This window comes from Kaistella solincola (assembly GCF_000812875.1).
Lineage (GTDB): Bacteria > Bacteroidota > Bacteroidia > Flavobacteriales > Weeksellaceae > Kaistella > Kaistella solincola.
Window position 1 is genome coordinate 629,601 of the sequence record NZ_JSYK01000002.1, and the last position, 25,434, is coordinate 655,034.

The 25,434-nt window shown below is 38.4% G+C and carries 23 protein-coding genes and 1 pseudogene; 17 read left to right on the top strand and 7 right to left on the bottom strand.

All coding sequences use genetic code 11. The features are described 5' to 3' along the window. Positions 1-50: 50 nt before the first annotated feature. The 4 genes from OA84_RS03940 to OA84_RS03955 form a co-directional block, all read right to left on the bottom strand. Positions 51-1,019: an ROK family protein gene (locus OA84_RS03940; protein WP_039342519.1), complete on the bottom strand. Its 969-nt coding sequence runs from the start codon at positions 1,017-1,019 to the stop codon at positions 51-53. A 100-nt stretch (positions 1,020-1,119) separates the two neighbouring features. Beyond that, positions 1,120-4,191, bottom strand: coding sequence for a preprotein translocase subunit SecA (gene secA, locus OA84_RS03945; RefSeq protein WP_039342521.1), 3,072 nt, complete (start codon positions 4,189-4,191; stop codon positions 1,120-1,122). A gap of 115 nt (positions 4,192-4,306) precedes the next feature. Beyond that, positions 4,307-4,528, bottom strand: a complete 222-nt coding sequence (locus tag OA84_RS03950) for a DUF2795 domain-containing protein (protein ID WP_015807225.1) — start codon at positions 4,526-4,528, stop codon at positions 4,307-4,309. A gap of 97 nt (positions 4,529-4,625) precedes the next feature. Continuing rightward, positions 4,626-5,654 carry a GDP-mannose 4,6-dehydratase gene (locus OA84_RS03955; protein WP_039342529.1) on the bottom strand — a complete coding sequence of 343 codons (1,029 nt, stop codon included), beginning with the start codon at positions 5,652-5,654 and terminating at the stop codon, positions 4,626-4,628. 65 nt (positions 5,655-5,719) lie between these two features. On the opposite strand from OA84_RS03955, the gene OA84_RS03960 reads away from it, so the two are divergent. Next, the gene (locus OA84_RS03960; protein WP_039342531.1) at positions 5,720-6,517 is read left to right on the top strand and encodes a DUF2797 domain-containing protein; all 798 of its coding nucleotides are present in this window, start codon (positions 5,720-5,722) and stop codon (positions 6,515-6,517) included. 41 nt (positions 6,518-6,558) lie between these two features. Beyond that, complete coding sequence (locus tag OA84_RS03965) at positions 6,559-9,228, top strand: hypothetical protein (RefSeq protein ID WP_039342533.1); 2,670 nt, start codon at positions 6,559-6,561, stop codon at positions 9,226-9,228. Positions 9,229-9,247: 19 nt separating this feature from the next. On the opposite strand, the gene OA84_RS03970 is transcribed toward OA84_RS03965, so the two are convergent. Further along, positions 9,248-9,589 carry a hypothetical protein gene (locus tag OA84_RS03970; protein ID WP_039342536.1) on the bottom strand — a complete coding sequence of 114 codons (342 nt, stop codon included), beginning with the start codon at positions 9,587-9,589 and terminating at the stop codon, positions 9,248-9,250. 344 nt (positions 9,590-9,933) lie between these two features. Here OA84_RS03970 and OA84_RS03975 point away from each other — a divergent pair, with 344 nt between their 5' ends. The 8 genes from OA84_RS03975 to OA84_RS04010 all read left to right on the top strand — a co-directional run bounded on the left by OA84_RS03975 (position 9,934) and on the right by OA84_RS04010 (position 17,085). Next, complete coding sequence (locus OA84_RS03975) at positions 9,934-11,163, top strand: site-specific integrase (RefSeq protein ID WP_039342538.1); 1,230 nt, start codon at positions 9,934-9,936, stop codon at positions 11,161-11,163. A gap of 305 nt (positions 11,164-11,468) precedes the next feature. Continuing rightward, complete coding sequence (locus tag OA84_RS03980) at positions 11,469-11,747, top strand: helix-turn-helix domain-containing protein (RefSeq protein WP_039342541.1); 279 nt, start codon at positions 11,469-11,471, stop codon at positions 11,745-11,747. A gap of 105 nt (positions 11,748-11,852) precedes the next feature. Beyond that, a complete protein-coding gene (locus OA84_RS03985; RefSeq protein ID WP_039342543.1) occupies positions 11,853-13,013 on the top strand; it encodes a VapE domain-containing protein in 1,161 nt (386 codons plus the stop codon). 237 nt (positions 13,014-13,250) lie between these two features. After that, positions 13,251-14,135: a toprim domain-containing protein gene (locus OA84_RS03990; RefSeq protein WP_052252093.1), complete on the top strand. Its 885-nt coding sequence runs from the start codon at positions 13,251-13,253 to the stop codon at positions 14,133-14,135. A gap of 252 nt (positions 14,136-14,387) precedes the next feature. Further along, entirely contained in the window at positions 14,388-14,837 is a 450-nt protein-coding gene (locus OA84_RS03995; RefSeq protein WP_039342546.1) for a hypothetical protein, read from the top strand. After that, positions 14,830-15,975 carry a relaxase/mobilization nuclease domain-containing protein gene (locus OA84_RS04000; RefSeq protein WP_156965028.1) on the top strand — a complete coding sequence of 382 codons (1,146 nt, stop codon included), beginning with the start codon at positions 14,830-14,832 and terminating at the stop codon, positions 15,973-15,975. Before OA84_RS03995 ends, OA84_RS04000 begins: the two co-directional genes overlap by 8 nt. A 54-nt stretch (positions 15,976-16,029) precedes the next feature. Continuing rightward, the gene (locus OA84_RS04005; RefSeq protein WP_039342549.1) at positions 16,030-16,425 is read left to right on the top strand and encodes a DUF3874 domain-containing protein; all 396 of its coding nucleotides are present in this window, start codon (positions 16,030-16,032) and stop codon (positions 16,423-16,425) included. A 399-nt stretch (positions 16,426-16,824) separates the two neighbouring features. Beyond that, entirely contained in the window at positions 16,825-17,085 is a 261-nt protein-coding gene (locus OA84_RS04010; RefSeq protein ID WP_156965029.1) for a Fic family protein, read from the top strand. Positions 17,086-17,426: 341 nt separating this feature from the next. Here OA84_RS04010 and OA84_RS04015 read toward each other — a convergent pair whose 3' ends face one another. Continuing rightward, positions 17,427-18,341, bottom strand: a complete 915-nt coding sequence (locus tag OA84_RS04015) for a helix-turn-helix domain-containing protein (RefSeq protein ID WP_039342555.1) — start codon at positions 18,339-18,341, stop codon at positions 17,427-17,429. A gap of 151 nt (positions 18,342-18,492) precedes the next feature. Between OA84_RS04015 and OA84_RS04020 the strand changes: the two genes are divergently transcribed. The 7 genes from OA84_RS04020 to OA84_RS11535 are packed head-to-tail and all read left to right on the top strand — an operon-like array spanning position 18,493 to position 25,082. Next, positions 18,493-19,344 carry an aldo/keto reductase gene (locus tag OA84_RS04020; RefSeq protein ID WP_039342558.1) on the top strand — a complete coding sequence of 284 codons (852 nt, stop codon included), beginning with the start codon at positions 18,493-18,495 and terminating at the stop codon, positions 19,342-19,344. A gap of 26 nt (positions 19,345-19,370) precedes the next feature. After that, the gene (locus OA84_RS04025; RefSeq protein ID WP_039342561.1) at positions 19,371-20,438 is read left to right on the top strand and encodes an alpha/beta hydrolase; all 1,068 of its coding nucleotides are present in this window, start codon (positions 19,371-19,373) and stop codon (positions 20,436-20,438) included. A 58-nt stretch (positions 20,439-20,496) separates the two neighbouring features. Beyond that, positions 20,497-21,651, top strand: coding sequence for an aldo/keto reductase (locus OA84_RS04030; protein ID WP_039342564.1), 1,155 nt, complete (start codon positions 20,497-20,499; stop codon positions 21,649-21,651). A gap of 36 nt (positions 21,652-21,687) precedes the next feature. Beyond that, a complete protein-coding gene (locus OA84_RS04035; protein WP_262493304.1) occupies positions 21,688-22,122 on the top strand; it encodes a nuclear transport factor 2 family protein in 435 nt (144 codons plus the stop codon). A 32-nt stretch (positions 22,123-22,154) separates the two neighbouring features. After that, a complete protein-coding gene (locus OA84_RS04040) occupies positions 22,155-22,772 on the top strand; it encodes a flavodoxin family protein (RefSeq protein WP_039342568.1) in 618 nt (205 codons plus the stop codon). Between the two features lie 21 nt (positions 22,773-22,793). Next, on the top strand, positions 22,794-23,915 hold the full coding sequence (locus OA84_RS04045) for an alpha/beta hydrolase (protein ID WP_084060830.1): 1,122 nt from the start codon (positions 22,794-22,796) through the stop codon (positions 23,913-23,915). A 24-nt stretch (positions 23,916-23,939) separates the two neighbouring features. After that, complete coding sequence (locus OA84_RS11535) at positions 23,940-25,082, top strand: carboxymuconolactone decarboxylase family protein (protein WP_052252095.1); 1,143 nt, start codon at positions 23,940-23,942, stop codon at positions 25,080-25,082. 250 nt (positions 25,083-25,332) lie between these two features. On the opposite strand, the pseudogene OA84_RS11385 reads toward OA84_RS11535, so the two are convergent. Further along, positions 25,333-25,434 (bottom strand): annotated as a pseudogene (locus OA84_RS11385) (GNAT family N-acetyltransferase); the annotation flags it as partial.

The window sequence follows — 25,434 nt, forward strand, 5'->3', positions numbered from 1 at the left end:
AATTTACAAAAAGCAAAAAAAAGGTCTTTTTGCAGCTAAGAAAGTAGTTATTATTTTTCCCAAACCAAAGCGCTGGCGCCTAAAATTGCGGCATCAGCTTCATTCAGCTCGCTGAAAACCAATGAAACTTTATTTCGGAAAATCGGTAAAAGATTGCGCTCCATGTGAAGTTTTGTAGGTTTCAAAATGAAATCTCCGGCTTTGATAACACCGCCAAAAAGCAAAATAGCTTCGGGTGAGGAAAACATCACAAAATTAGCCAGTGCTTCGCCCAGTTTCTGGCCGGTATAGCGAAAGACTTCAATTGCAGTTTCGTCGCCGGCAATGGCGCATTCATACACCACTTTAGAACTGATGTCTTCTTCCGGATAATTGTTAAGCATTGAACTGGGGAATTCAGCGCGCATTTTCTTCGCGGTAATCGCAATTCCCGTCGCAGATGCGTAGGCTTCCAGAGAACCTTCAGAGCCGGTACTCCAGTGCTTTCTGCCGCCAGGTTTCACGATCGTATGTCCAAGTTCGCCCGCGAAACCATCGTGACCGTAAAGCAGCTGTCCATTGGTGATAATTCCGCTTCCTACGCCGGTTCCCAAAGTCATCATAATGAAATCTTTCATACCGCGCGCAGCACCAAACATCATTTCGCCAAGTGCCGCAGCATTGGCATCGTTGGTCATTTTGCAGCGTACACCGAACTTTTTAGTCATGAGATCCGCAAACGGCACAATACCTTTCCAGTTCAGGTTTGGTGCCTGCTCAATCGTTCCGGTATAATAATTTGCATTCGGTGCGCCGACACCAATTCCGTCAAGTTTTTCTTCATCGCAATGTCTGGCAATGAGTGGCGTAAGATTTTCGTATAAAGCGTCGATAAAGTCTTCCACAAGCGGGAAATCGTCGGTTTTTAAGCTGCCTTTTTCTAAAATCTGGCCCCGATGATTTACAAGTCCGAATTTGGTATTGGTACCGCCGATATCAATACCGAGTGCAACTTGTTGCGAAAGATCTACTAATGCCATTTATCTATTTTTATGGCATTAAAAGTACAAAAAATTAAAATGTGCGCACAAAAAAACTTCTCCAGCAGGCTGAAGAAGTTTGGTATTTAGAAAGTGTTAATTACGCCGGGATTTCGCCTTTGTAAAGGAAAGAAATAATTTCTTTGTTTACTCTTTCCACCATTTCAGTGAAAAGGTAAAAAGATTCCTGTTTGTAGATTACGAGCGGATCTTTCTGCTCGTAAACCGCGCCTTGTGAGGAACGACGAAGGTCGTCCATTTCTCTGAGGTGAAGTTTCCAGTTTTCATCGATAATCGCTAAAGAAATATTTTTTTCGAAATCGTTTATTAAGGATTCACATTTCGATTCGTAAGCTTCTTTTAAATCCGTTACAATTGTCATGGTTTTAATGCCGTCGGTAAACGGAACCTGAATCATTTTAAACATTGAGCCCTGGTTTTGGTAAACGTTTTCGATGATCGGATAAGATTTTTCTTTCAAAAGATTCAGCTTCATCTGGTAATCGTCGGATGCAGCTTTGTATAAAATATCGGTAAGTTCCGGAACCTGTTTTGTTTTGAAATCGTTTTCACTAAATGGAGTTTCCATGGTGAAAAATTTAATGATTTCATATTCAAGCTCTTTGAAATCGCCTTCCAGTTTTCCGCGCGAAACTAAAGATTGCGCAACATCGAAAATCATGTTGGAAATATCGTATTTCAGGTGGTCACCGAAGAGTGCATTTTTTCTTCTTTTGTAGATAACGTCGCGCTGTTTGTTCATCACGTCGTCATATTCCAAAAGTTTTTTACGGACACCAAAGTTATTTTCCTCAACTTTTTTCTGTGCTCTTTCGATGGATTTTGAGATCATACCGTGCTGAATAACTTCGCCTTCTTTATGACCCATTTTGTCCATCATTTTCGCAATTCTTTCAGAACCGAAAAGACGCATCAAATTGTCTTCAAGGGAAACATAGAACTGAGAACTACCCGGATCTCCCTGACGACCGGCACGACCGCGCAGCTGTCTGTCCACACGTCGGGAATCGTGTCTTTCTGTACCAATGATTGCTAAACCGCCGTTTTTCTTTACTTCTCCCTGTAGTTTAATATCGGTACCACGACCTGCCATGTTGGTTGCGATGGTTACAACACCAGGTCCACCTGCCATTGCTACGATTTCCGCTTCACGAGCGTGAAGTTTCGCGTTCAAGACATTATGCTGAATTTTTCTGAGCTGAAGCGCTCTGGATAGCAACTGAGAGATTTCTACTGAAGTGGTACCCACCAAAACCGGTCGGCCATCTGCGGTTAATCTTTCAATTTCTTCAATTACTGCGTTATATTTTTCTCGGTTGGTTTTGTAAACCAAATCCTGTCTGTCATCTCTGATAATTGGTTTATTGGTTGGGATAACCACTACATCCAGTTTATAGATTTCCCAAAGTTCGCCTGCTTCAGTTTCTGCTGTACCCGTCATCCCCGCAAGTTTGTTGTACATACGGAAATAGTTCTGAAGCGTAATTGTTGCAAAAGTTTGGGTTGCAGCTTCGATCTTTACATTTTCTTTCGCTTCGATCGCCTGGTGAAGTCCGTCGGAATAACGTCTTCCTTCCATAATACGGCCGGTTTGCTCGTCCACGATTTTTACCTCGCCGTCGATAACCACGTATTCATCATCTTTTTCAAATAGGGTGTAAGCTTTAAGCAATTGGTTCAAAGTGTGAACGCGCTCAGATTTTACCGCAAAATCACTGAATAATTTTTCTTTAGCTTCAAACTCTTCTTCTTTGGTTAAATTTTTAGCTTCAACTTCTGCAATTTCAGTTCCGATGTCCTGCAAAACGAAGAAATCCTTATCTTCATTTCCCGCAGACATATATTCTACACCTTTATCGGTAAGGTCAATCTGGTTGTTTTTTTCGTCGATAACGAAATATAAATCTTTATCAACAATCGGCATATCGCGGTTGTTGTCCGCCATATATTGTCCTTCGACTTTTTGAAGAAGCGATTTGTGACCACTTTCAGAAAGGAATTTTATAAGCTGACGGTTTTTTGGTAAACCTCTGTATGCTTGCAAAAGTTTAAAACCACCTTCTTTTGTATTTCCGTTGTTAATGAGTTTTTTAGCTTCATTAAAAATGGCGCTCACCGTTTTTTTCTGAATTTCCACAATTCGGTCAACGGAAGGTTTTAAAGTATCAAATTCCTGACGGTCACCTTGTGGGACTGGCCCGGAAATAATTAATGGTGTTCTGGCGTCATCAACCAAAACTGAATCAACCTCATCGACAATGGCATAATTCAACTCACCCTGAACCAATTCAGAAGGTGAAGTCACCATATTATCTCTTAAATAATCGAAACCAAATTCATTGTTGGTTCCGTAAGTAATGCTAGATTGGTAAGCTTTTCTTCGCGCATCAGAATTCGGCTGATGAAGGTCGATACAGTCGATAGAAAGCCCGTGGAATTGGTAAAGCGGCCCCATCCATGCGGAGTCACGTTTTGCCAGGTAGTCGTTTACGGTTACTACGTGTACACCACGACCCGGAAGCGCGTTTAGGTAAATTGGTAAGGTTCCAACCAAAGTTTTACCTTCACCTGTCGCCATCTCCGCGATTTTACCGTTATGCAAAACTACACCACCGATAAATTGCACGTCATAATGCACCATATCCCACTGGATCGGTGTTCCGGCAGCATCCCAATGATTTTTCCAAACTGCAGTATCGCCGTCTAATTCCACAAAATCTCTCGTGGCAGCAAGCTGGCGGTCCATTTCTGTGGCTTGTACGCGGATTTCTCCGTTTTGTGCCAGTCTGCGTGAAGTTTCTTTAATGAGCGCAAAAGCTTCAGGTAAAATATCCGAAAGTACTTTTTCTTCGATCTGATAAGAATCTTTTTTCAGCGCTTCTATTTTAGCAAAAAGGGCTTCTTTCTCATCAATATTTGATGAGTTTTTTATCTGTTCTTTGGTCTGTTCAATCTGTGCTGAAATTTCCGCGGTTGCCGTTTTCAGTTTTTCTTTAAATTCAGCAGTTTTCTGTCGTAAGCCATCATCCGACAATTCGGCGATGTTTGATTCTGCTGCTTTTATTCTGCTTACAACTTTTTTTACGTCTTTAAGATCAGTTATATTTTTATCACCAAGAAAACCTTTAAGAACTTTGTCTATAAAACCCATACTATTTACTTTAAGCTTATGTGGAAAAACACGCCGCTATTTAAAATTTTAAAATTTTTAGAATTTTTCTAAAATATAAAAGCCGATAGCCAAAGATGACCACCGACTGTGTTTTTTAATATTCATCTTCATTCCAGAGGAAGTCATCGTCGGTTGGATAATCGCTCCAAACCTCTTCGATGGATTCATAAATTTCCCCTTCATCTTCTATTGCCTGAAGGTTTTCTACCACCTCCATTGGTGCGCCTGTTCGTATTGCATAATCAATAAGTTCTGCCTTTGTCATCGGCCAGGGTGCGTCGCTCAGATAAGAAGCCAATTCTAATGTCCAATACATATCATTTTATTTTTTGCAAAAGTATAAAAATAGGCGACATAAAAAAGGTTTTTGTCGCTGATTTTCAACAAACTTTGGTTATTATTTTCATTCAATTTCAGGAACCTTTTCTCAAAAACCATTCCACAAACTTTTTTATGCCATTTGGGAAATGGGTCACCGGTTGATAACCGAGCAAAGCCTTGGCTTTATGGATGTCGGCGTGTGTTTTTTGCACATCACCAGGCTGCATTGGCAAAGGGTTTTTCCGTGCTTTTGTCTGCAGCTCATTTTCTATGGTTTCCACCATTTCATTTAATGTCACCACCTGATTTTCGCCGAGGTTAATAATTTCATAAACCGACGTGCGTGTTTCCAAATGGGTGACTGCTTTTTGAATACCTTCAATGATATCATCGATGTAGGTATAATCCCGTGCTGTGGAACCATCTCCATAAAACGGAATTTCGGCGTTATTACTGATGTTTTTCGTGAATTTATGTATTGCAAGATCAGGTCTTTGCCGCGGTCCGTAAACGGTAAAAAACCGAAGGTGAATCATGTTTATACCGTAAAGATGATGGTAAACATGACCTAAAATCTCGGTGCATTTTTTAGTGGCCGCGTACGGAGAAATTGGTTCATCAACACGGTCATCTTCATGAAAAGGAACATGCTCATTATTGCCGTAAACGCTGGAACTTGAAGCAGATATAAACTTTTGGATATCAAATTTTTTCGTCAGTTCCCACAAATGCATGGTGCCTCTAATATTTACTTCCTCGTAATCCAACGGTTTTTCGATGGACGGTCGCACACCTGCAAGCGCCGCGAGATGGATAACCATGTCGATTTTATGCTTTTCAAATATTTTTTCAAGCCCGGCGAAATCGCGGATATCCTGGTAATAAAGCTGGTAATGTTTGGTGGAAGTTTCAAATATAAGTTTCTGAATATCAAGTTCTTTTTCATGAAAACTGAATTCGGAAGTTTTTCGCACCGATTCGAGCGTATTTTTGATTTTTACCCTGTAGTCATAAAAATCATCAAAATTGTCTATGTTAATGACAGAATGTCCGCTCTTCAGCAAATGTTCCACAAGGTGCGAGCCGATAAATCCGCTTCCGCCAGTAACTAGATAATTCATGTTGTGCTTTTAATCACACAAATTTAATTAAAATCAAATCATTAATTTTACTGAAATATTTAGCCATGCAATTTACCGGACAGCTCCTGAAAATGACGACGATTAACGGAAAACCCATTCAGTATTTCCTGAATCTTTCCCATGATCTTATTAATATGAATCAGGTCATCGGTAAAAATCTGAAAATTAAGCTCGTTGGTTACGAATGTGTAAACTGCGGACGCGACGATAAAATTTACCGCATGGGTTTCTGTAAAAAATGTTTTTTTGAAAGTCCGTATGCGAGTGACACCATCATCCGGCCGGAACTTTCCACCGCACACCTCGGCATTGAAGAACGCGATCTGGAAGTTGAGCAAAAAATTCAGCTCGCGCCGCACATCGTATATTTGGCTTACACCGGCGATGTAAAAGTGGGTGTCACGCGCGAAACACAACTGCCAACGCGCTGGATTGATCAGGGTGCAACTTTTGCGCTGCCGATCGCGAAAACCGACAACCGCTACGAAGCCGGAATGATAGAAGTTGCGCTGAAAGAACATCTTGCCGACAAAACCAACTGGAAAAAAATGCTCGAAGACGATTTTGAAGACGATTTGGACCTCGCAGATTTCCGGGAAAAAATAAAGGGTTATTTCCCCGAAAATTTTCAAAATTTCTATACCATGGAGCACGAAATGGAGCGGCTGGATTATCCATACGAAGCACCAGAAAAAATCTTGTCGTTCACGCTGGATAAAGTTCCGGAATTTGAAGGTGTTCTGCGCGGAATCAAAGGACAATATTTATCTTTCGACGGCGGAAATTTCATAAATGTGAGAGGGCATGAGGGCTATGTCGTGCAGCTGGATGTTTCCAAGTAATTTGCCGCAATTCGTGGCATAGATTTTTATTCATCCAAAGGATGAAGAAAAATTACATCCGGTATCTTTCCATTTTTTTGGCGGTTACAGTGCTTATTTTTTTGGCTTTTAATTTTGGAACCAATTTTTGGCTCCAAAATAACCTTGCCGGATATATCAAAAAAAACTCCAATTACAAGGTCGCTTATAATGATCTGAAAGTCGATTTGGTGACCGGAGATATTTCTGCTTCAGCAATTTCCATTGAAAATAAAAAAAACTCCAACCCGAATGTCATCGGACTTCAAGGCCATATAGATTCGCTTTTGATAAGCCGGCTCGGGATTTACGACGCTGTTTTTAATAAAGTCATCAATTCCTCGCAATTGGTTTTAGTCCGTCCAAATCTGAAAATCACGCTCGCAAAACCCGTTGACGAAAAAACCGGAAAAAAAAGAAATCCGGTTGTTTTCGAAAATTTGACCATAAAAGGGGGAAATATTTCGATTTTTAAACACACTCAACAAAAATATTTTTCGGTAAAAAATCTCGATCTGAATGTTGAAAATATTCAGATGACCGAAGAAAGTGTGGAGCGAAAACTTCCGGTGGTTTTTGATAAATACGATATTCAGGGACAAAACTTATTTTTCCGACCAGATAATGTGTATGCGATAACCGCAAAACACATCACCACCGAAGCCGGAAAAATGAGTGTGAAAAACTTCGCACTGATTCCGCTGCTGTCATTTCGAAATTTTACCAAATATCATCCGAAGGATAAAAATCTTTACGATTTTAAAACCGCAGAAATGAATTTCAGCGATATTGAGGTAAACGAAAATAAAATTTCTCTCACAAACGCGCATTTTGAAAATCCAGAACTGAACATCCGAACAACTTCGGCAAAACCAAATAAGAAAAAAAAGGATTTCGATTTGGTAATTAATCTTGAAGATGTGCTTTTTAAAAATTCAAAGGTTTCTGTTTTGAAACCCGATGGGAACCAGAAATTTTCTGCCGGAAATGTGACGCTGAACATCAATAAATTTCTGATGAACCGCGAAACTTCTGCAGAATCGCTGCCTTTTGAATATGCAAATTTTGATATTGCGGGACAGCACCTAAACTTTGTTTCAGACACCGAAAATATCAATATCGGAAACTTTAGTTTTAACCCGAAAAATGCAGATTTAAAAAATATCGCCTTAAAGCCGGTAATTTCTGCTGAAAATAAAACCAAACTGGCTTTAAATATTAAGCAAATTCAGCTTAAAATTAATGAATTGAAGCTGGTAGAAAATAAGCTGAAAGTTGATGTTCAGAAGGTTTTGCTTAATTCCGTTCAAGGTAATATTTCAGCAGCTAAAAAAAACGGTGCTAAAAAGGCAAATTTTTCCGGTTTACAGTTTCCGCTTACGGTGGAAAACTTCGAAATTCGAAACAGCAATATTTCCATTGAAAATGAAAAATCGCCGGTTGTTTTAAAAAGTTTGAATGGTTATGTTCAAAATATTCAAATGGATGCCGAAACGGTGAAAAATCCTTTTCCATTCAAAACCGGAAAATATGCCCTTACAACCCGGAATTTTCAGTACACCACGGAGTTTTATAACATTACAGCGTCGCTGCTGAAACTGAACAAAGATGTTTTGCAGGTTTCGAATTTTGCAGCAAAACCACGCCTCACACGCGCGCAATTCATCCGAAGGATTCCGACAGAAAAAGATTTGTATGATGTGAAAGTCAGTCAGATTTCCATGAACGGTGACTGGGATTTCCTTTCCGAAAAAAAGTTTCTGAATGCGTCGCAGGTGACTTTAAACCAAATGAATGCAAATATTTTCCGCAGCAAATTACCGAAAGATGATTTGAGCGAAAAACCGCTGTATTCCAAATTATTGCGCAGCATTAAATTTCCGATGTACATCCAGAATCTTGACGTGAAAAATTCGGTGCTGGAATATGAAGAGGACACCAAGAAAAGCGACGGGCCGGGAAAATTGACGTTTGGAAATTTCAACATGAACGTGAAAAACCTGAATTCGGCAAAAATGAAAGGCAAACCGACTTTTGTTCCGATAAATATTTCCTGCCGCTTTATGAATGCTTCGCCGATGAATGTAAAATGGACTTTTGATACGGCAAACCTCAACGAGGCATTTTCTATTTCGGGAAATATTGCGGATTTACCGGCTTCCAGAATCAATCCGTTTATCGAACCTTACCTGAAAATTCAGGCTACGGGACTGATTTCGGATTTGATTTTTAATTTTAAAGGCACACAGCGCGGGATTTATGGAAGTTTAAAAATGTTGCACCAAAATCTGAAAATCGGCGTGCTGAAAGAAAGCGGTGAGAAAGATAAGTTATTATCGGCTGTCGCAAATATTTTTGTGAAAACAAATTCGGGTAATTATCCCGAATCTGTGGAAGTTGAAGAGGTGTTACGCGATAAAACCAAGTCTTTTTTCAATCTTTTCTGGCGCGGAATTGAACAGGGATTAAAGAAAACTTTGCTTGGAAAAAATGCTCCGAAAACCGAAAAATCCATTAAAAACACAGTAGATAATACCAAAACGGCGCTGGAACAGAATAAAAAAGACCTGCAGCAAACCAAAAGCGAGGTGAAGGAAAAAGTGGAAAATATCACCATTAAACCTGAAGAAAAAAAAGCGTCTAAAAAGCGCGGATTTTTTGAAAAAATATTCAAGAAAAAGTCCGGAGATTAAATTTTCCGGATTTTATTTTTTATTGAATATCGTATTCTGCTTTTTCGTGAATAGGAACTTTCCGCAGAAAATTATCGAATTCTTCACCGCTGTAATTGCTGGTTGCACCGTAAGAATCGAGTAGTGTGGCGAGTTCTCCGTCGCGGTCTTCAATTAAATACAACACCGCGTTATCATCGGGATTACTTTCACCTTCAAAACGGTAAGATTTCACGATTACCAAATCTTCCGGTTGATAAATTTTTTCCTTTTTGCCCAAGATCATCTGATTTTCTTCATTCATGCAGATTTCTTTGGTAATGCCTCTTTTGTTAAGCGAATTATAAACTTCAGATAAAGTTTTAAGATTGTGAATTGACATGATTTTTAAATTTGGAAGTAACTAACAAAAAAAGTACCAGCCCAAATGAAGTATATTTTTTCGACGTTAAACGGCTGTTTTTTTGGGATTTTTCTGAAAGGGAAAATTCTGGTATAAGCAAAAAAAACGCTGTTAATCATTTTGATTAACAGCGTTTAAAGTACCTCGGACGGAGGTATTATAAATTCTCCATAATATTTCATCCCTTTTAATCCATTTATATTCAATACATTTGACAAACAAAGGTTTTTAGACTAACAGTAATTATTGATTTTACCTAAATTAAATTCAAAAATAGTCCCCCTTTTGTGCCCCCTTTTATTCATTTAAGTTATTTTAATACTATGGTAAAATATAATTTTCATTTAAGGAAAGACAAAGTAACACAAGATGGTTTAATGCCTATAAGACTATTGTTTAGAATAGATAGCGCAGTCATCAAGAGAAATACTGGTTTCAGTTGTAAGCCTGCCGATTGGCAAAATAACCGAGTGAAAGCAAATTCTAAAAAAGAAGACTATTATGGCTATGATGAAATAAATGAAGGATTGCAGAAAATAGAATCCAAGATTCAAGATATTTCCCTGTTTTTTAGAGCAAGCAAAATTGACTTAACTAAAGAGTCTTTTATTGATAAATTTGATTCAAATGGTGAAATTACCATAACTCCGGAACTAGATTTCTTCAAATGTTTTGATGATTACATTGACAAGGGGAAACCAATTAAAACCTACAATACCATCAAAGGGCAAGTCACTGTTAGAAATTACATTGAAATCTTCGCTAAAGAGAAAGGATTTAAAATAACATTTGAAATTATTGATGAAGGTTTTTTTGAGTTATTGCGAGACTATTCCTATCAAACAAAGGAAATCAAACAGAATTATTTTTGTAAAATAATTAAGGTTCTTAAGTCTTTTTTGAACTGGGCAACTGATAAGGGTTACAATGCCACACGAGATTTTGAGAAGTTTAAAGCTTCGGATCACGATATCGATATCATTTATTTGTCTTTCGAAGAATTGATGAAACTTTATAACAAAGATATGAAGAGCGATAAACTATCTCAGGTTCGTGATTTTTACTGCATGGGTTGTTTTACAGGATTGCGTTTTTCAGATCTTTCGAAATTACATCTTGCTAATATCTCTGATGATCATATTGTGATTTCTATCCAAAAAACTAAAACACAAAATCATGCTATTAAACTAAACAAATACGCAAAAGAGATTTTGAATAAATATAAAGACACGATCTACGAACCATTGCCAGTAATCTCATCGCAAAAGTTTAATGAATACATCAAAGATTGCTGCGAACTAGCAGAAATAAACAAGTCATTCACAATCCACTGGTTTGTGGGAAATCAGAAAAAATCTCTCACCCAACCAAAACATAAATTTATTACAAGTCATACGGCAAGAAAAACTTTCATTACCAATTCGCTCCTTTTGGGTATGGAACCCAAAGCAATTAAAAAAATTGCAAATATTAAAAAAGATGCGGTTTTGGATAAATATATGAAAGTGACCGAAGCATTTACGGATGAACAGATGGATAAAGCATGGGGGTAAAATGTTTGTCGGTTAATTTAATTTGTCTTTTAAATTTAATGGATTTACAAATGAAGCTTTATATATATGCGTTAAAGTTTAATAAATTTCTAATGTTTTAGTTAAATATTAAAGTGGATGAAAGTTGCTTTGAAATTGTCAATTGGGTGCTATGATAGTTTAACATTTTTTTATCAATCCAAATCAATCCAGAATAACCCAGATTAGTACTGAAAAAATTTAACATTTAAAAACGCAACGTTTTGATTAATAGATATTAAACTGATATTATTGCATTTGAATTAAAACCAATTTAAAGCAATAATATGTCAGTACAACTTTATTCACATTCTAAAAGTGATCTTGAAAAGGCGGTGGAAATAATTCTTAGCAAAGCCAGCGAATTTAGACTTCCCATTCAATCTTCTGAAGAAAAACCAGAAGATCTAATTTCTCAAAATGAAGCTGCAAAATTCTTGCACATTTCCATGCCAACAATTATCGATTGGAGAAAGCATAAAGATTTGCCTCATTACAACTTCAATGGGCGATTCTTTTATTCAAAAAAAGAATTACTTCAATACGGAAAGGATAGAAGAAAATAAAAAAGCCTCACTATAGCAGTAGTCAGGCTTTACTTATTGTTTCACTTGGAGGTAAAGAGCAAATATAGCAAATATTTGTTACTGCTTCCCAATACCAAAATTTTTATGGAGGAAGATAAAATTCTGTATCAAACCGATACGGCAGGCAAAACTATATTTGACCGAACGCTGAAATATCTTAATTCAAAGTATTCTTTGAGATTTAATACAATATCGCTGGAGTTTGAAATCAAACGTATTTCAGATAAAAAGTGGTCCGATCTCAACTTAAATTCTTTGTTTATAGAGCTCACTCAATCTGGAATTGATATTCCCATCAATAAATTAGAAATCCTGGTAAGAAGCCATCTCATTTTCCAGTATAATCCCATTTCGGAATATTTTGAAAGTCTTGACGAATGGGACGGAGAAGATCACATCAAAAATCTCTGCAGTTATGTGAAGACCAACGATGATAATGCTTTTCGGTATCATATGGAAAAATGGTTTACCAGAGCGGTTTTGTGTGCTTTAGAAAAAGAAAAAATCAATAAGCATTGCCTTGTACTTGCCAATACCATGCAAAACAGTGGAAAATCAACGTATCTGAGATTTTTTATTCCCAGGAAATTGATGAACTACCTCTCAGAAGATATTGGTTTGGATAAAGACAGCAGAATTAAACTGTGTAAAAATTTGATTATCAATTTAGACGAACTCTCCATTTTGGCCAAAGCAGATATTAATTCATTGAAAGCATTTATTTCAAAAACCCACATCAATGAAAGGCTTCCCTATGCACGAAAAGCGGAGTATCTGGACCGGATTTGCAGTTTCGTGGGTTCTACTAACAAAACTGATTTTCTAACTGATGAAGCGGGAAGCGTGCGCTGGATCATTTTTGAAGTAACCGAGAAAATAAACTTTAATTACTCATTGGAAATATGCATTGATAAAGTTTGGTCGCAAGCCTACTATAATGCTTATAAGAGAAAAGGTTTTAGTCCGGAACTGACTCTGGCAGATATCTCTGAAAATGAAAAGAGGAATGAGAGATTTACGCAGATGACTTTAGAGCAGGAAATGGTCAATAAGTTTTATGAACCATCGGATAATCTGGAAGAATTCAAGACTGCGACCGAGGTGATGATGGATTTGAGCACGCAGGGAATTCGATTAAACCATTTAAAAATTGGAAGAGCACTATCATCTTTTAAATTTCCTCGTGTAAAACATCCTCAAAGACAGATCTATGGTTATCTAGTTCGGTTGAAAACCACAGATTAATTTTAAAATAACAAAGTAACCTACCTACTTACCTAAAGTTTTTAAAAGATTTATTATCAGATCATTATATAGGTAAGTAGAATTTAATAGAGTTACCTAAAGTTACCTATTCAAATAAAATGGGTAAGTAGGTAAATCAAGGTAAGCAAGAAAAAGCCTCTTAATTAACTGATTACCAGTAAGTGGGTAAGTAGGTAGGTTGTTTAGCAAAAAACATAGAAAAGATATACAACTATTATGAATTGTTCAGAAGCAAAAAATATATCAATCCGAGCGGTATTGGAAAGTTTTTCTCTTTTCCCAAGCAAAGAAAATCCCAGAACCGCATTTTATTTTGCGTTTGACCGTGAAGAAAAAACTCCAAGTTTATCTGTTGATTTTAAAAACAATACGGCATTCGATTTTGGTACCGGAAAAAGTTATGATAGCATCTCCATTGTTCAAGCAATGAAAAGATGCTCAGTAAGCGATGCGTTGAAATATCTGGAACCATTTGATTTTTCCTTTCAAAAGCAAAATCTAAATCTAAATCAAAATTTAAAATTAGAAAGTCTTCCTAAAGGTTACGAAATAATTGACTTCAAGGAAATTCAGCATCCTGCTTTATTAGATTATTTAAAAAGCCGGAATGTTGAAGATCAAAAAAAATGGGTTGAGGAAGTTCATTATCGGATGAACGATAAAAATTATTTCGGAATAGGTTTTAAAAATGATTCTGGTGGATACGAAATCCGGAATGCTTATTCTAAAATTTGTCTGGGCAAAAAGGATATTACTTCAATAAAAAATGATTCCAAAGAGGTAAGGATATTCGAAGGCTTCTTTGACTTTCTCTCCTTTAAAAAAGTAGAAAATTATCTGGAAAAAGAAACTTCGGATTATATCATTTTGAATTCAGTTTCGATGATTGATAAAATTAAGACAGTGCTTGAAAATTATAATAACATTGAACTCTATTTTGACAATGACGAAGCAGGCACTCGAGCCGTTGAATTGGTTAAAAATGAAATGAAAAGTGCAGAAGACGGTCGGATTTTATATTCCGGTTTTAAGGATGTAAACGAGTGGTTGATCCAGAATAATCCTAGAGAAGAAAGGCATTTAAAATATAGAAGACGGTGAGTAAAATAATACCAGGTTAAAAATGATTTCAAAAATTATAAAATGCTTCAGCCTGTGTTCTTTTTACACAGGTCGAAAATCATACACCTGCGTAAAATAGATCAGGGAAAAATAGAGTAGGATGTTAGTGCAAAAAGTACCCATTGTTTACAAAAAGCGTGTAACGCTTTTTTGTAAAAATGAGATTTTTGATTTCCTCCTATCGTCAGAAATGCAATTTGAATTAAATAGTAAAAGAAAAAAAACGCAGCTATGGAAGAAAATTATTTAAAGAGAATTTTGATAAAAACTACACAAAAAAAAGAGCAAAGAATCAATGCTGAAAAAAGAAAAAAATACTTTCAAGAAATTGGTAGAAAAGGAGGTTTAAAAACGAAATCGAATTCACAGTTAACGAAAGTGGTTTCCTTTCGGCTTACAGATATGGAATATAAGGATAGTATAAGAGAAAGTCAAAAATATAACTTAAGGTTATCTACTTACGCGCGATTAAGATATCTGGAAAAAACATTCAAAATAAAAGAATTTGAAAATGATGAGTTCCTACTCACCTATGGAAACAGTTTCATTCGGATTAATAATCTCCTGCGACATCGAGAATGGAATATGTTTGAAAACAAGAAGCGAATTATGGATGAAATAGAGGAAGTATTGCGACTGATTAGGAAATATCTGTATTCAAAAATTGACAGGGATGAATAATTCCGCAACTACAAGAGCTGTTTCCAAAATCGCATTTGAATATAATGCAAATGACAAAGGAATGGCGCAGGCTGCGGCTTTAAATTACCTTTTGAGCAACCAACCTGCAGACCAGTTTCTGGAAATGAATGCTGTAGCAAACCGAAATCCGAAGGTAACAAAATGGGCTTTAACTGGCTATATTTCTCCACCTGAAGAAGCAGGGAAATCACTTTCAGATTTAGAACTTACAGAGATCACACTTGACGCACTGCGTAAAATTGGAGTAACCGCGAAAAATCAATTCCGTTTGGATATTCACAACAGCACCAAACAAAAACACATACATTTTATTGTAAACCGGATAAATATTAGTGGAAAATGCACCGTAAAAGCACACGACATCGGAAAACGATTCGGAGAAGCAGTGCGGCAGGTTTGCAAAGAACGAAATCTGAAAACGGATGTGGAGATTGGAGTGGAGAAGAAAGCCGCAATGTTGCACAACCTTACAGAATGTTTGCAGTCATCGGGTAATTTTGAAGAATTGATTTCAAACATGCGCGCAAAAGGTTTTGATGTGCAACTTTCCTCGAATATCAAAGATGGCATTTCTGGAATGCGGATTATTCTGGAGAAAGACAAGAATCCGAATACCGAAAAGCAATATAAAGCGGGTTACACGCTTTCTCAAATCTCAAACAAATTAAATATTTCGGAAATTAAACTGCTTTTCGAGATAAAACAGTCCATCGCAAAACATTTTAAAAATTCAAATTCTTTAATTGATCTGCGAATAAAAATGCACCAGGATGGTCTTAAGATGAAAGTTCATTACAAAGGTGAATTCAAACCCAATCAAAAGCAAGAACTTCAAGACATTTGGATAAATAAAATAACTCACCTGAAAGACACCCTTCCAAAAAACGGTTTTTTTTATAGGAAATTCGATGGTTTTTCTCTGGCAGCGATTGATGGAAATTTTGGAAGTGTAATAAATGTGAACTCGCAAAATCAAACGGGTACAATTTCCGCCAAAAAGGCCGACGATTCTATTTTAGAAGTAGCCGAAGAGCTGCTTGAAAACGTTTTGAAGCCAACTTATGTTGCACCACAGGAAGATGAGTGTTGGAAAAGGAAGCGGAAAGGGAGAAGGTGATTGATGGAACTATGTAAATGATCTCATTCCTCCGTTCTACTTAACTTTCACACGATGGAAGACGGTTTCCGCCATTGGTTCAACCAGGAGGAAATCAAGGATATCAACGCGAACGACGAGCAGTACCAATTAATGAGCCCGGAAGAAGAACTGTTACTGACTTGGTTTGAACCTGCTACAAGAGAAACAGGAAACGCTTTCCTGAATGCTTCTCAAATTGCGGTCCGCCTGGCAACGGTTGCGAATATAAATGTGACAGACGGTACAGTCAATAAATTAGGAAAAGCTTTAAAGAAACATGGCTTTACCAGAATCGTAAGAAATAAAAGTTATGTTTACGTTGTAAATGTTCTCGATATTGATGAAGTAGATCGAAGAGCACGAAAAAAAGAACATATTGAAACCGATAATTCCGCGGTTGGAAAGTTGCCGTACAGGTTTCCAAATTAGTAATGATTTTCCCCAAAATCAGCCATAAAATTTATCTTTCAAAAAAGCGGTGTAAAAAGCATCGCTTTTCTTTATTTTATGGCAGTAAGGGCAGTAACCACTTTTTGGCAAAAAACTTTTTTTTATTTTTTTTCAAAAAAAAACATATGAATTAGAATATTTCCAAAGCAAACTAAAACAGGCATTTCATTATGCTGCGTTCTTCTATATGAGATTAATAGGTAAATTTTTATACTAAAAAATAAAATTTTTCTTTTGCAAAAGTTTGCTTACGTCCTTACACCCCTTTTTTCCTTCATTATTTTTCCTTAATTTTCACTTTCAAAAAATAAGACAGACTGGATGATGTATTTTTTCAGTATCCTTTAGGATGCATTAGATGATTCTAAACATGTAGTATTGTTCACACTCAAGAAAGTGAACTTCTTTGACAGGTTCAAATTTGAACTTAACGACCGAGAGCTTAAAGCAGTCTACAGGATGATGGAAAAAGGAGGTGCTCCTTTCGAAGGTGGCCTGACGGCAAGTAAATACATGTCGCTGAATAAAACCTCCAAAGCTACAGCAACCAGAAACGTGCAGCACATGAACGACATAGGCGCCTTGATAAAGACAGGGGGCGGCCGATTAGTTTCCTATCAGCTTAATTTGAGTGATTAATAATCTCGGCTCTGCCACAGCAAATAACATAATTGCAATTAAACGAATTTTCAAACGACACCGAGATATTATCCCTTTCCCGCATTGCAACAGTAATGAGGAAACACCATTGATATTCATCACCTTTTCGCATTCAAAGCCCAATAGTAATCCCCCCTCTTATCTTTTCGTCTTCTTTGTCGGTTATCATTTAAAAATTAATTTATAAAAATTAATTTGCCGGTATATGAAGTAATCTTAAAATAAGTCGAATCTGTTCACTGTATAATAGCTTTAGATGCCAACAACATTCAGCAAGTAAGCTACCGACGATATCTGCTAGCCCCTCCGCACCGCAGGGCTCAATTTACCGAACTTCTATATTCATTAGGTGTGCTGCCTACACGCTGCTTAAAAAGCCGGGTGAAGTGCTGCGGATATTTAAAGCCAAGGTCATAAGCGATCTCACTCACCGACTTGCTCTGGTCAAATATCCTCTCTTTTGCAACATCAATCACTTTTGCCTGTATGTATTCCTGCGCGGTTTTACCGGTCTCTTTCTTTATGAGGTCCCCAAAATAACTGGAAGACAAATTCAATTCACTTGCACAATAAGATACCGATGGAAGACCGACTGTTTGAGGCTTATTGGATTGAAAATATTCGTTTAGTAAAGTCTCAAACCTTTCTAAAATGCCCTTATGAACATTATCACGCGTTAAAAATTGACGGTCATAGAAACGGGTGCAATAGTTCAAAAACAATTCAATATTATCTACAATGATTTTTTTGCTGTGCTTATCCATAGCCTGTTCTAACTCATACTCAATTTTTGAAAGGCAGTCCATCACAATCTTTCTTTCACGTTGTGAGATATGCAGTGCTTCATCGGATTGATAACCGAAGAATGTATAATCCTGAATATGCTTGCCAAGCGTGGTGCCATGTATGAGGTCAGGATGAAAAACGAGGGCATAACCTTTTGGTTGATAGATCTCACCTGTAGTCTCAATAGTAACCACTTGTCCTGGCGAAACAAATACCAGCGTCCCTTCCTGGTAATCATAGGTATGTTTGCCATAGTGCAGGTCACCACATTTCACTTCCTTTAGGAAAATGCAATAGAGACCATAGTTGATCCGAACCGTCTTTTCTCCGCCCCATGACCTGGGAGCTGCCTTTGAGAAGTCAATTACACTTACCAGGGGATGCAGTGTCTCATGATTATTCAATACATTGTATTCACTTACCGTCTCGAACTTATACACATTATGCATTTTCAAATGTTTTAGTACTACAAATTTATACATTCAAAACATAGGGTAATGATTTATAAATTCATATCAGCAATAATGGTAGATAAATCCGCAATCTGTATACCAGAGACGAAAATAATTCCATAGACCTTTGTATCTCAAAACAAAGAGTATGCAAACAGTAAAATTGAATAATGGTGTAGAGATGCCAATACTGGGATTTGGAGTTTTCCAAATGACGGATTTGGCAGAATGTGAAAGAAGCGTATTAGATGCCATAGAAACAGGTTATCGCCTTATTGATACAGCCCAATCCTACATGAATGAAGAAGCAGTAGGTAAAGCTATCAAAAGCAGTGGAGTACCACGAGAGGAACTGTTCATTACAACGAAACTTTGGATACAATCAAATGGTTACGAAGGTGCAAAGAAATCGTTTGAGGCTTCACTGAAGAACTTACAATTAGACTACCTCGACCTTTACTTAATTCACCAACCTTACGGTGATGTATACGGGGCGTGGAGAGCTATGCAGGAGCTCTATAAAGAAGGTAAGATCAGGGCAATTGGTGTAAGCAATTTTCATCCCGACAGGCTTACTGATTTAATTGTTCACAACGAAGTTGTTCCTGCTGTCAATCAAGTTGAAACGCACCCATTTCAGCAGCAGATTGAGACACAACAATTCATGCAGGAGAACAATGTCCAAATTCAATCATGGGGCCCGTTTGCCGAAGGCAAAAACAACCTGTTTAACAATGAGGTATTGGTTTCTATAGGTAAGAAGTACAATAAATCTGTAGCACAGGTTGTATTGAGGTGGCTAACACAAAGAGGTATTGTTGTCATTCCAAAATCAGTTCGCAAGGAAAGAATGGAAGAGAACTTTAACAGTATCGATTTTGAAATCTCTACTGAAGACCTGGAAGCCATTAAAACATTAGACACAAAAGCAAGCCTGTTCTTTGACCACCGTGATCCCGCAATGGTAAAATGGTTAGGCGAAATAAAACTTGAAGTTTAACTCAGCTGACAATTCAAACAATTAGAATGAAAACAACAACAATTTTATTATTAGCAATAGCGCTTTCAGCGGCGGATAGTTATTCTTTAAAAGCCCAAACGATGAGTACCCAATCTCAACAAAATCCCTGGACTTTGGTATATGAGGGAGCGATTACCAAAAACGAAAATGGAAAAGTAAACATCCACCCGGTTACCTATAAACTTAACGGCATTGATATTGCTGCAAATGTTTACATACCAGCCGATTACGATGCATCGAAGAAATATGCGGCAGTAGTGTTAGCACATCCTAATGGTGGTGTAAAAGAACAAACAACAGGATTATACGCACAGCATTTAGCGGAGGCTGGCTATATAACCATTGTTGCTGACGCATCGTACCAGGGTGCAAGCGGTGGAGAGCCACGTCATACCGATAAGCCTGCTTATCGTGTGGAAGACATTCACGGTATGGCTGATTTTATAACAAGATTTGCAGGGGTTGATGCAACCCGCCTTGGAATTTTGGGTATTTGTGGTGGCGGTGGCTACACACTAAAGGCTGTACAAAGCGATAAACGGTTTAAAGCTGTAGCAACACTAAGCATGTTCAACTCCGGTGTAGTAAGACGTAATGGCTTTCAGAATGCTGGCTTAGCCACTATCCAGGAGCGGTTAAAAGCGGCTACTGATGCCCGTGCCCAGAAAGCAGCAGGAGGAAAAGTACTTTATTCAGGGGTAGCAAGCATTACTGATGAAGAAATTGCCAACACTACTACTGACCTTTATCGCGAAGGATACGAATATTATTATAGATCACACGCACATCCAAATTCAACCTTTCTGTACACTACGGTTAGTTTGATAGATTTAATGACCTGGGATGCTACCAATCAAATAGAGTTAATCAACCAGCCTTTGCTGATGATCGCAGGTAGTAAGGCCGATACTAAATACATGACTGAAGAGGCGTTTGCAAAAGCTACAGGCACAAAGACAAAAGAGATCTTTGTTATAGAAGGAGCGACCCATATACAAACCTATTGGAAACCGGAATACGTGGATCAGGCAATGAACAAGCTCAAAGACTTTTATGGTAAAAACCTGAAATAGTGAAGCGTTAGTAGCTTTCAGAAATTAAAATCGACTGTCAATCTACAAAATCATATGTATGGACAATAACACAGGTAAAAAAGAACAGACAGGGTTATCCCGCCGCGATCTTTTAAAGAATGGTTTACTGCTGGCGGGTGCCACGGTATTACCTTTGGGTTGCATTTCAGCTGCCGTCACTCCGCCTCCAAAGCCTAAAGTAGCGTCCCGACGTAAACTCGGCTCACTTGAGGTTTCGGCCATCGGAATGGGCGTTCAGAATATGCATCGGAAGTACACGACCGAGGTTCCATACCGTCCGGAAATGATCAACATTATTCGCGCCGCATACGACCGCGGTATTACTTTTTTCGACACCGCGGAGGCTTACGGACCTTTTGAAAACGAGCGCATTCTCGGTGATGCGATTCAGCCATTTCGCAACAACGTCGTGATTACGTCGAAGTTCGGGTTTGCCATTGACCCTGTGACCGGTCAGCGGCAGCCCGGTGGGCTAAACAGCAATCCCGAGCACATAAAACTAGCGGTTGAAGGGTCGCTCAAGCGCCTGAAAACAGACCGTATTGACCTTCTCTATCAGCACCGCGTTGATCCGAAAGTGCCTATTGAAGATGTCGCCGGAGCAATTAAGGAACTGATGCAACAAGGTAAGGTTCTGCACTGGGGACTTTCCGAACCGGGCATCCAGACCATCCGTCGTGCTCATGCCGCACTGCCGCTGACCGCTATCCAAAATGAGTACTCAATGGCAACCCGCGATCCGGAAAGACAGGTGATACCGCTTTGCGAAGAATTAGGAATAGGCTTTGTGCCTTGGTTTCCTCTGGACTGCCAACTGTTAACCGGCTGGATTGACGCCAATACACGATTCGCACCCGGCGATTTCCGTGCAGGCACTCCAAGATTCTCGCCTGAGAGCTTGGCTCACAATATGCAATTGGTTGAGCTGATAAAGACCTGGGCACAGCGTAAGCAAGTTGCTCCTGCTCAGATTGCACTCGCCTGGCTATTGGCGCAAAAACCCTGGATCGTGCCAATTCCGGGGACAACAGTGATGGATCACATGATTGAAAACAGCGGGGCGGCTGCGGTTCAATTCACGTCCGCTGAAATCAATGAGTTGGATTCGGCTGTCAGAGCCATCGAGGTCAAGGGACTGCGTCTGCCACAAGGAGTTCTCAATATGTCAGGAGTAGAGTCACCAATGAAATAATATGAAACGGCTCATTGTCTGTCTGTCTTAATCATAGTGGTCACAGCCTGTTCACCACAAAAGAACAGTTCGTCACCTCCGATAGGTTCAAATTCTGAACAGGAAATCATTGCGCTGTCAAAAGAAAAGTGGCTTTGGATGGCAGAAAAAAAAACCCATCAACTCCAGGACCTCTTTCATGAAAAGTCCGTATTCGTTCACATGGGTGGCAGTTGGGGAAAGGAACGTGAACTTGAAGTGATCAGAAGCGGTAGTATATGGTACAAAAAAGCTGAAGTTTATTCTGCTTCTGTAAATATAATTGGAAACACCGCCATCCTTTTGAACGATATAGACCTGGTGGCTGTAGTTGGTGGAAACGAAGTTGTAAATCCTTTTATGGTAACGGAAGTGTATGTAAGCGAGAAAGGCAAATGGAAGATGGGGTCACTAACCTTTTCAAGACTGACAAGACCAGTCAAACTTAAATAATATCAATATTAGCAAAGAAAAATTCTCCGTTTATGACCAACCTATTATTTGCATTAATTCTGTTGCTTTCGGGTTGCTCTGCATCTGAAAAGAAGAACATCACTGTAAAAAACGATAGTACTATAAATCCGGAGAAAGTATTGATTGTTTATTTGTCCAGAACCAATAACACAAAAGCAATAGCAGAGATCATTCAAAGGAATGTTGGTGGAGAGTTAGTAGCAATTGAATTAGAAAAACCCTATCCCGATAATTATCAGGCCACGGTGCAGCAGGTGAGTAATGAAAATGAAACAGGTTTCCTTCCGCCTTTAAAAACCAACATTGATAGCATACAAAAATATGATGTAATATTTATTGGCTTCCCTACTTGGGGAATGAAACTACCCCCGCCAATGAAGACGTTTTTAACGCAGCATGATTTAAGTGGTAAGACAGTCATTCCCTTCAATACAAATGCAGGTTATGGCATAGGAACAAGCTTTGAAACCATTAAGCAATTAGCTAAGGACAGTAAAGTATTGGAAGGCTTTGAAATGAAGGGTGGAATAGAAAGAGACGGAGTTCTTTTTGTTATGGAAGGTGCGAAGCTGACGGAAGCAGAAAAAAATGTAAAACAATGGCTAAAAGAGATCAGGATCAGTAAATAAATAGTCGCAAAAATAGTAAACATGAATAAAATGAAAAACATAAAGCACAGTCTTTATATAGTACTGCTATCCGCTATGGTTAGCATTTTACTTCCTGCATGTGCCACAACTCCGCTCACGAGTACAGCAGGACAATTATTACTCAAGGAACAGGGCAGTTTTGCAATTGGCGGTACAGTAGTAAAAGCTCCGGGTATATTCGATCCAATAAAACATGGTGCTTTCAATCCGGCAAATCAATCTTCAGCAGGCCAAACATTACACGGCGATCATGCTTATGTATTTTATCAGATACCGCAAAACCCAAGAAAACTTCCATTAGTGTTTTGGCATGGATATGGGCAGTCCGCAAAAACCTGGGAAACAACTCCTGATGGGCGGGAAGGTTTTCAAAACATATTCCTGCGCAGGCAGTTTCCTGTTTATCTGATTGATCAGCCGAGACGTGGTAGAGCAGGTCGAAGCACAAAGCCTATGAGCATTTCGGCAGCACCTGATGAACAACTATGGTTTGGCATATTCCGTCTCGGTGTCGGTAAAGATTTCTTTCCGGGTGTTCAATTTTCAAAAGAGCCGGAAGCCGTAAATCAGTTTTACAGACAAATGGTTCCTGATACAGGTCCTATTGATATGGAAGCAAACACAAATGCGGTATCAGCATTGTTCAACAAAATTGGACAGGGCATCTTAGTAACCCATTCCCATAGCGGAGGGCAAGGTTGGCGAACGGCCATAAAAAACAGCAATATAAAAGCTATTGCATCCTATGAACCGGGAAGTGGATTTGTGTTCCCGGAAGGTCAGGTTCCTAATGCAATTGAGTATTTGGGCGGAAGATTGCAAGCAGCCGGAGTTCCAATGGCGGAATTTATGCAGCTGACAAAAATACCCATCATCATCTATTACGGAGATTACATCCCTAACCAGCCAACACAAAACCCTGGTCAGGAGCAATGGCGGGCTTCCCTCGCTATGGCAAAATTATGGACAGATGCAGTGAATAAACACGGTGGCGATGTTACACTTATCCACCTTCCAGACATAGGAATTAAAGGCAACACGCATTTCCCAATGTCCGATTTAAACAACATCGAAGTGGCTGATCATCTTTCTGATTTTTTAAAAGATAAGAATTTGGATTAAGGTCCTATAAATAAAAAGTAAGGTATGAAACGACGGAATATTTTTTTACTTCTTGTACTTTTGTTAGTGCCCACTATAGAATTTAATGCACAACTAAATGCCAATAAATCTGACACTTTAGATAAAAGACAGAAAAGCATTATTCCAATTGCAGCCTTTGCTGCAAAAGGCGATCTAACGGAATTGAAACAAGCACTAAACGATGGCTTGGATGCGGGTTTATCAATAAATGAAACGAAAGAACTACTTGTACATCTATATGCCTACGCAGGCTTTCCTCGCAGTCTGAATGCGATAAGCACATTAGAGGCTGTTGTACTTGAACGCAGACAAAAAGGGATTAATGATGTGCACGGTAAAGAATCATCAAAGATTATTGAAACGAAAAACAAATTCAATAGAGGAAAAGAGGTCCAAACAAAATTAACCGGCTCTACAACAACCGGTGCTCCTCAGAAGTTTGTTCCAATTATTGATGTCTTTCTTAAAGAACATTTATTCGCTGATATATTCAGTAGAGATGCATTAGACTGGAAAACCCGGGAGATTGTTACGATTTCTGTTTTAGCTACTCTAGGTGGTACAGAAAATCAGTTAAGGTCTCACTTCAATGTAGGATTAAATACAGGTCTTACGGAACAGCAGTTGAAAAACATTGTATCAGTAATACAAACAAAGGTTGGTGAAAAAGAAGGACGAAAAGCAGACATAGTTTTGCAGTCAGTTTTAAATAAGACAACCAATATCAGTTCGTCAGAAAGCAATTACATAAGTACAAATACAGTCTTTCCAAAAGGCACAAAAATTTCCAATAATAACTTTACTGGTACGGCATGGCTTCATATGTTGGTACCCGGCGACTCCACCTTTAATACATCAATCGGCAATGTAACATTTGAACCAGGTGCAAGAACAAAATGGCATTACCATCCCGGCGGCCAATTACTATTAATTACAAGTGGCAAAGGCAGATATGGTGAGAAAGGCAAAGCTGTGCGTGAACTTAATAAAGGAGATGTTATAAAGTGCGACCCGAACATAGTGCATTGGCACGGTGCAGCTCCTGATAGTGAAATGAGCCACCTTGCAATTGGCACGAATACAGATAGAGCTCCCGTAGTTTGGCTGCAACAGGTATCAGATGAAGAATATAGCACTCCCCGATAAAATAAGACAGTAAATCGCGATGATTATTTCAGTGGGATTGAAGACCCTAATGTTTAGGCCTTAATTAAAATAGGTGATGCGATAGAAAGCAAAGTTTTTATTGTAAGGGAAGAAACATTTATAGATTATAACGACGTAGTTTTTCAATTATGATAACTATACCTGAAATAGATGTGCAATTCCTTTTATCACTAAATTGTACGGGCTTACAACCTTAACAGTGGAAGTGAATGGGCATGTTTTCCGAACTTTTCTGTTTTGCAATTTCGGTTGCTTTATCGTAAAGTACCTGTCCAACACGTTTTCCGTGGAATTCTTTTAAGACGTAGATTCGTTCAATTTCCAGAGCGCT

Excerpts from the sequence above, each read along its gene's own strand:
- OA84_RS03940 (WP_039342519.1), bottom strand. The coding sequence starts at position 1,019 with ATGGCATTAGTAGATCTTTCGCAACAAGTTGCACTCGGTATTGATATC.
- secA (WP_039342521.1), bottom strand. The coding sequence starts at position 4,191 with ATGGGTTTTATAGACAAAGTTCTTAAAGGTTTTCTTGGTGATAAAAAT.
- OA84_RS03950 (WP_015807225.1), bottom strand. The coding sequence starts at position 4,528 with ATGTATTGGACATTAGAATTGGCTTCTTATCTGAGCGACGCACCCTGG.
- OA84_RS03955 (WP_039342529.1), bottom strand. The coding sequence starts at position 5,654 with ATGAATTATCTAGTTACTGGCGGAAGCGGATTTATCGGCTCGCACCTT.
- OA84_RS03960 (WP_039342531.1), top strand. The coding sequence starts at position 5,720 with ATGCAATTTACCGGACAGCTCCTGAAAATGACGACGATTAACGGAAAA.
- OA84_RS03965 (WP_039342533.1), top strand. The coding sequence starts at position 6,559 with ATGAAGAAAAATTACATCCGGTATCTTTCCATTTTTTTGGCGGTTACA.
- OA84_RS03970 (WP_039342536.1), bottom strand. The coding sequence starts at position 9,589 with ATGTCAATTCACAATCTTAAAACTTTATCTGAAGTTTATAATTCGCTT.
- OA84_RS03975 (WP_039342538.1), top strand. The coding sequence starts at position 9,934 with ATGGTAAAATATAATTTTCATTTAAGGAAAGACAAAGTAACACAAGAT.
- OA84_RS03980 (WP_039342541.1), top strand. The coding sequence starts at position 11,469 with ATGTCAGTACAACTTTATTCACATTCTAAAAGTGATCTTGAAAAGGCG.
- OA84_RS03985 (WP_039342543.1), top strand. The coding sequence starts at position 11,853 with ATGGAGGAAGATAAAATTCTGTATCAAACCGATACGGCAGGCAAAACT.
- OA84_RS03990 (WP_052252093.1), top strand. The coding sequence starts at position 13,251 with ATGAATTGTTCAGAAGCAAAAAATATATCAATCCGAGCGGTATTGGAA.
- OA84_RS03995 (WP_039342546.1), top strand. The coding sequence starts at position 14,388 with ATGGAAGAAAATTATTTAAAGAGAATTTTGATAAAAACTACACAAAAA.
- OA84_RS04000 (WP_156965028.1), top strand. The coding sequence starts at position 14,830 with ATGAATAATTCCGCAACTACAAGAGCTGTTTCCAAAATCGCATTTGAA.
- OA84_RS04005 (WP_039342549.1), top strand. The coding sequence starts at position 16,030 with ATGGAAGACGGTTTCCGCCATTGGTTCAACCAGGAGGAAATCAAGGAT.
- OA84_RS04015 (WP_039342555.1), bottom strand. The coding sequence starts at position 18,341 with ATGCATAATGTGTATAAGTTCGAGACGGTAAGTGAATACAATGTATTG.
- OA84_RS04020 (WP_039342558.1), top strand. The coding sequence starts at position 18,493 with ATGCAAACAGTAAAATTGAATAATGGTGTAGAGATGCCAATACTGGGA.
- OA84_RS04025 (WP_039342561.1), top strand. The coding sequence starts at position 19,371 with ATGAAAACAACAACAATTTTATTATTAGCAATAGCGCTTTCAGCGGCG.
- OA84_RS04030 (WP_039342564.1), top strand. The coding sequence starts at position 20,497 with ATGGACAATAACACAGGTAAAAAAGAACAGACAGGGTTATCCCGCCGC.
- OA84_RS04040 (WP_039342568.1), top strand. The coding sequence starts at position 22,155 with ATGACCAACCTATTATTTGCATTAATTCTGTTGCTTTCGGGTTGCTCT.
- OA84_RS04045 (WP_084060830.1), top strand. The coding sequence starts at position 22,794 with ATGAATAAAATGAAAAACATAAAGCACAGTCTTTATATAGTACTGCTA.
- OA84_RS11535 (WP_052252095.1), top strand. The coding sequence starts at position 23,940 with ATGAAACGACGGAATATTTTTTTACTTCTTGTACTTTTGTTAGTGCCC.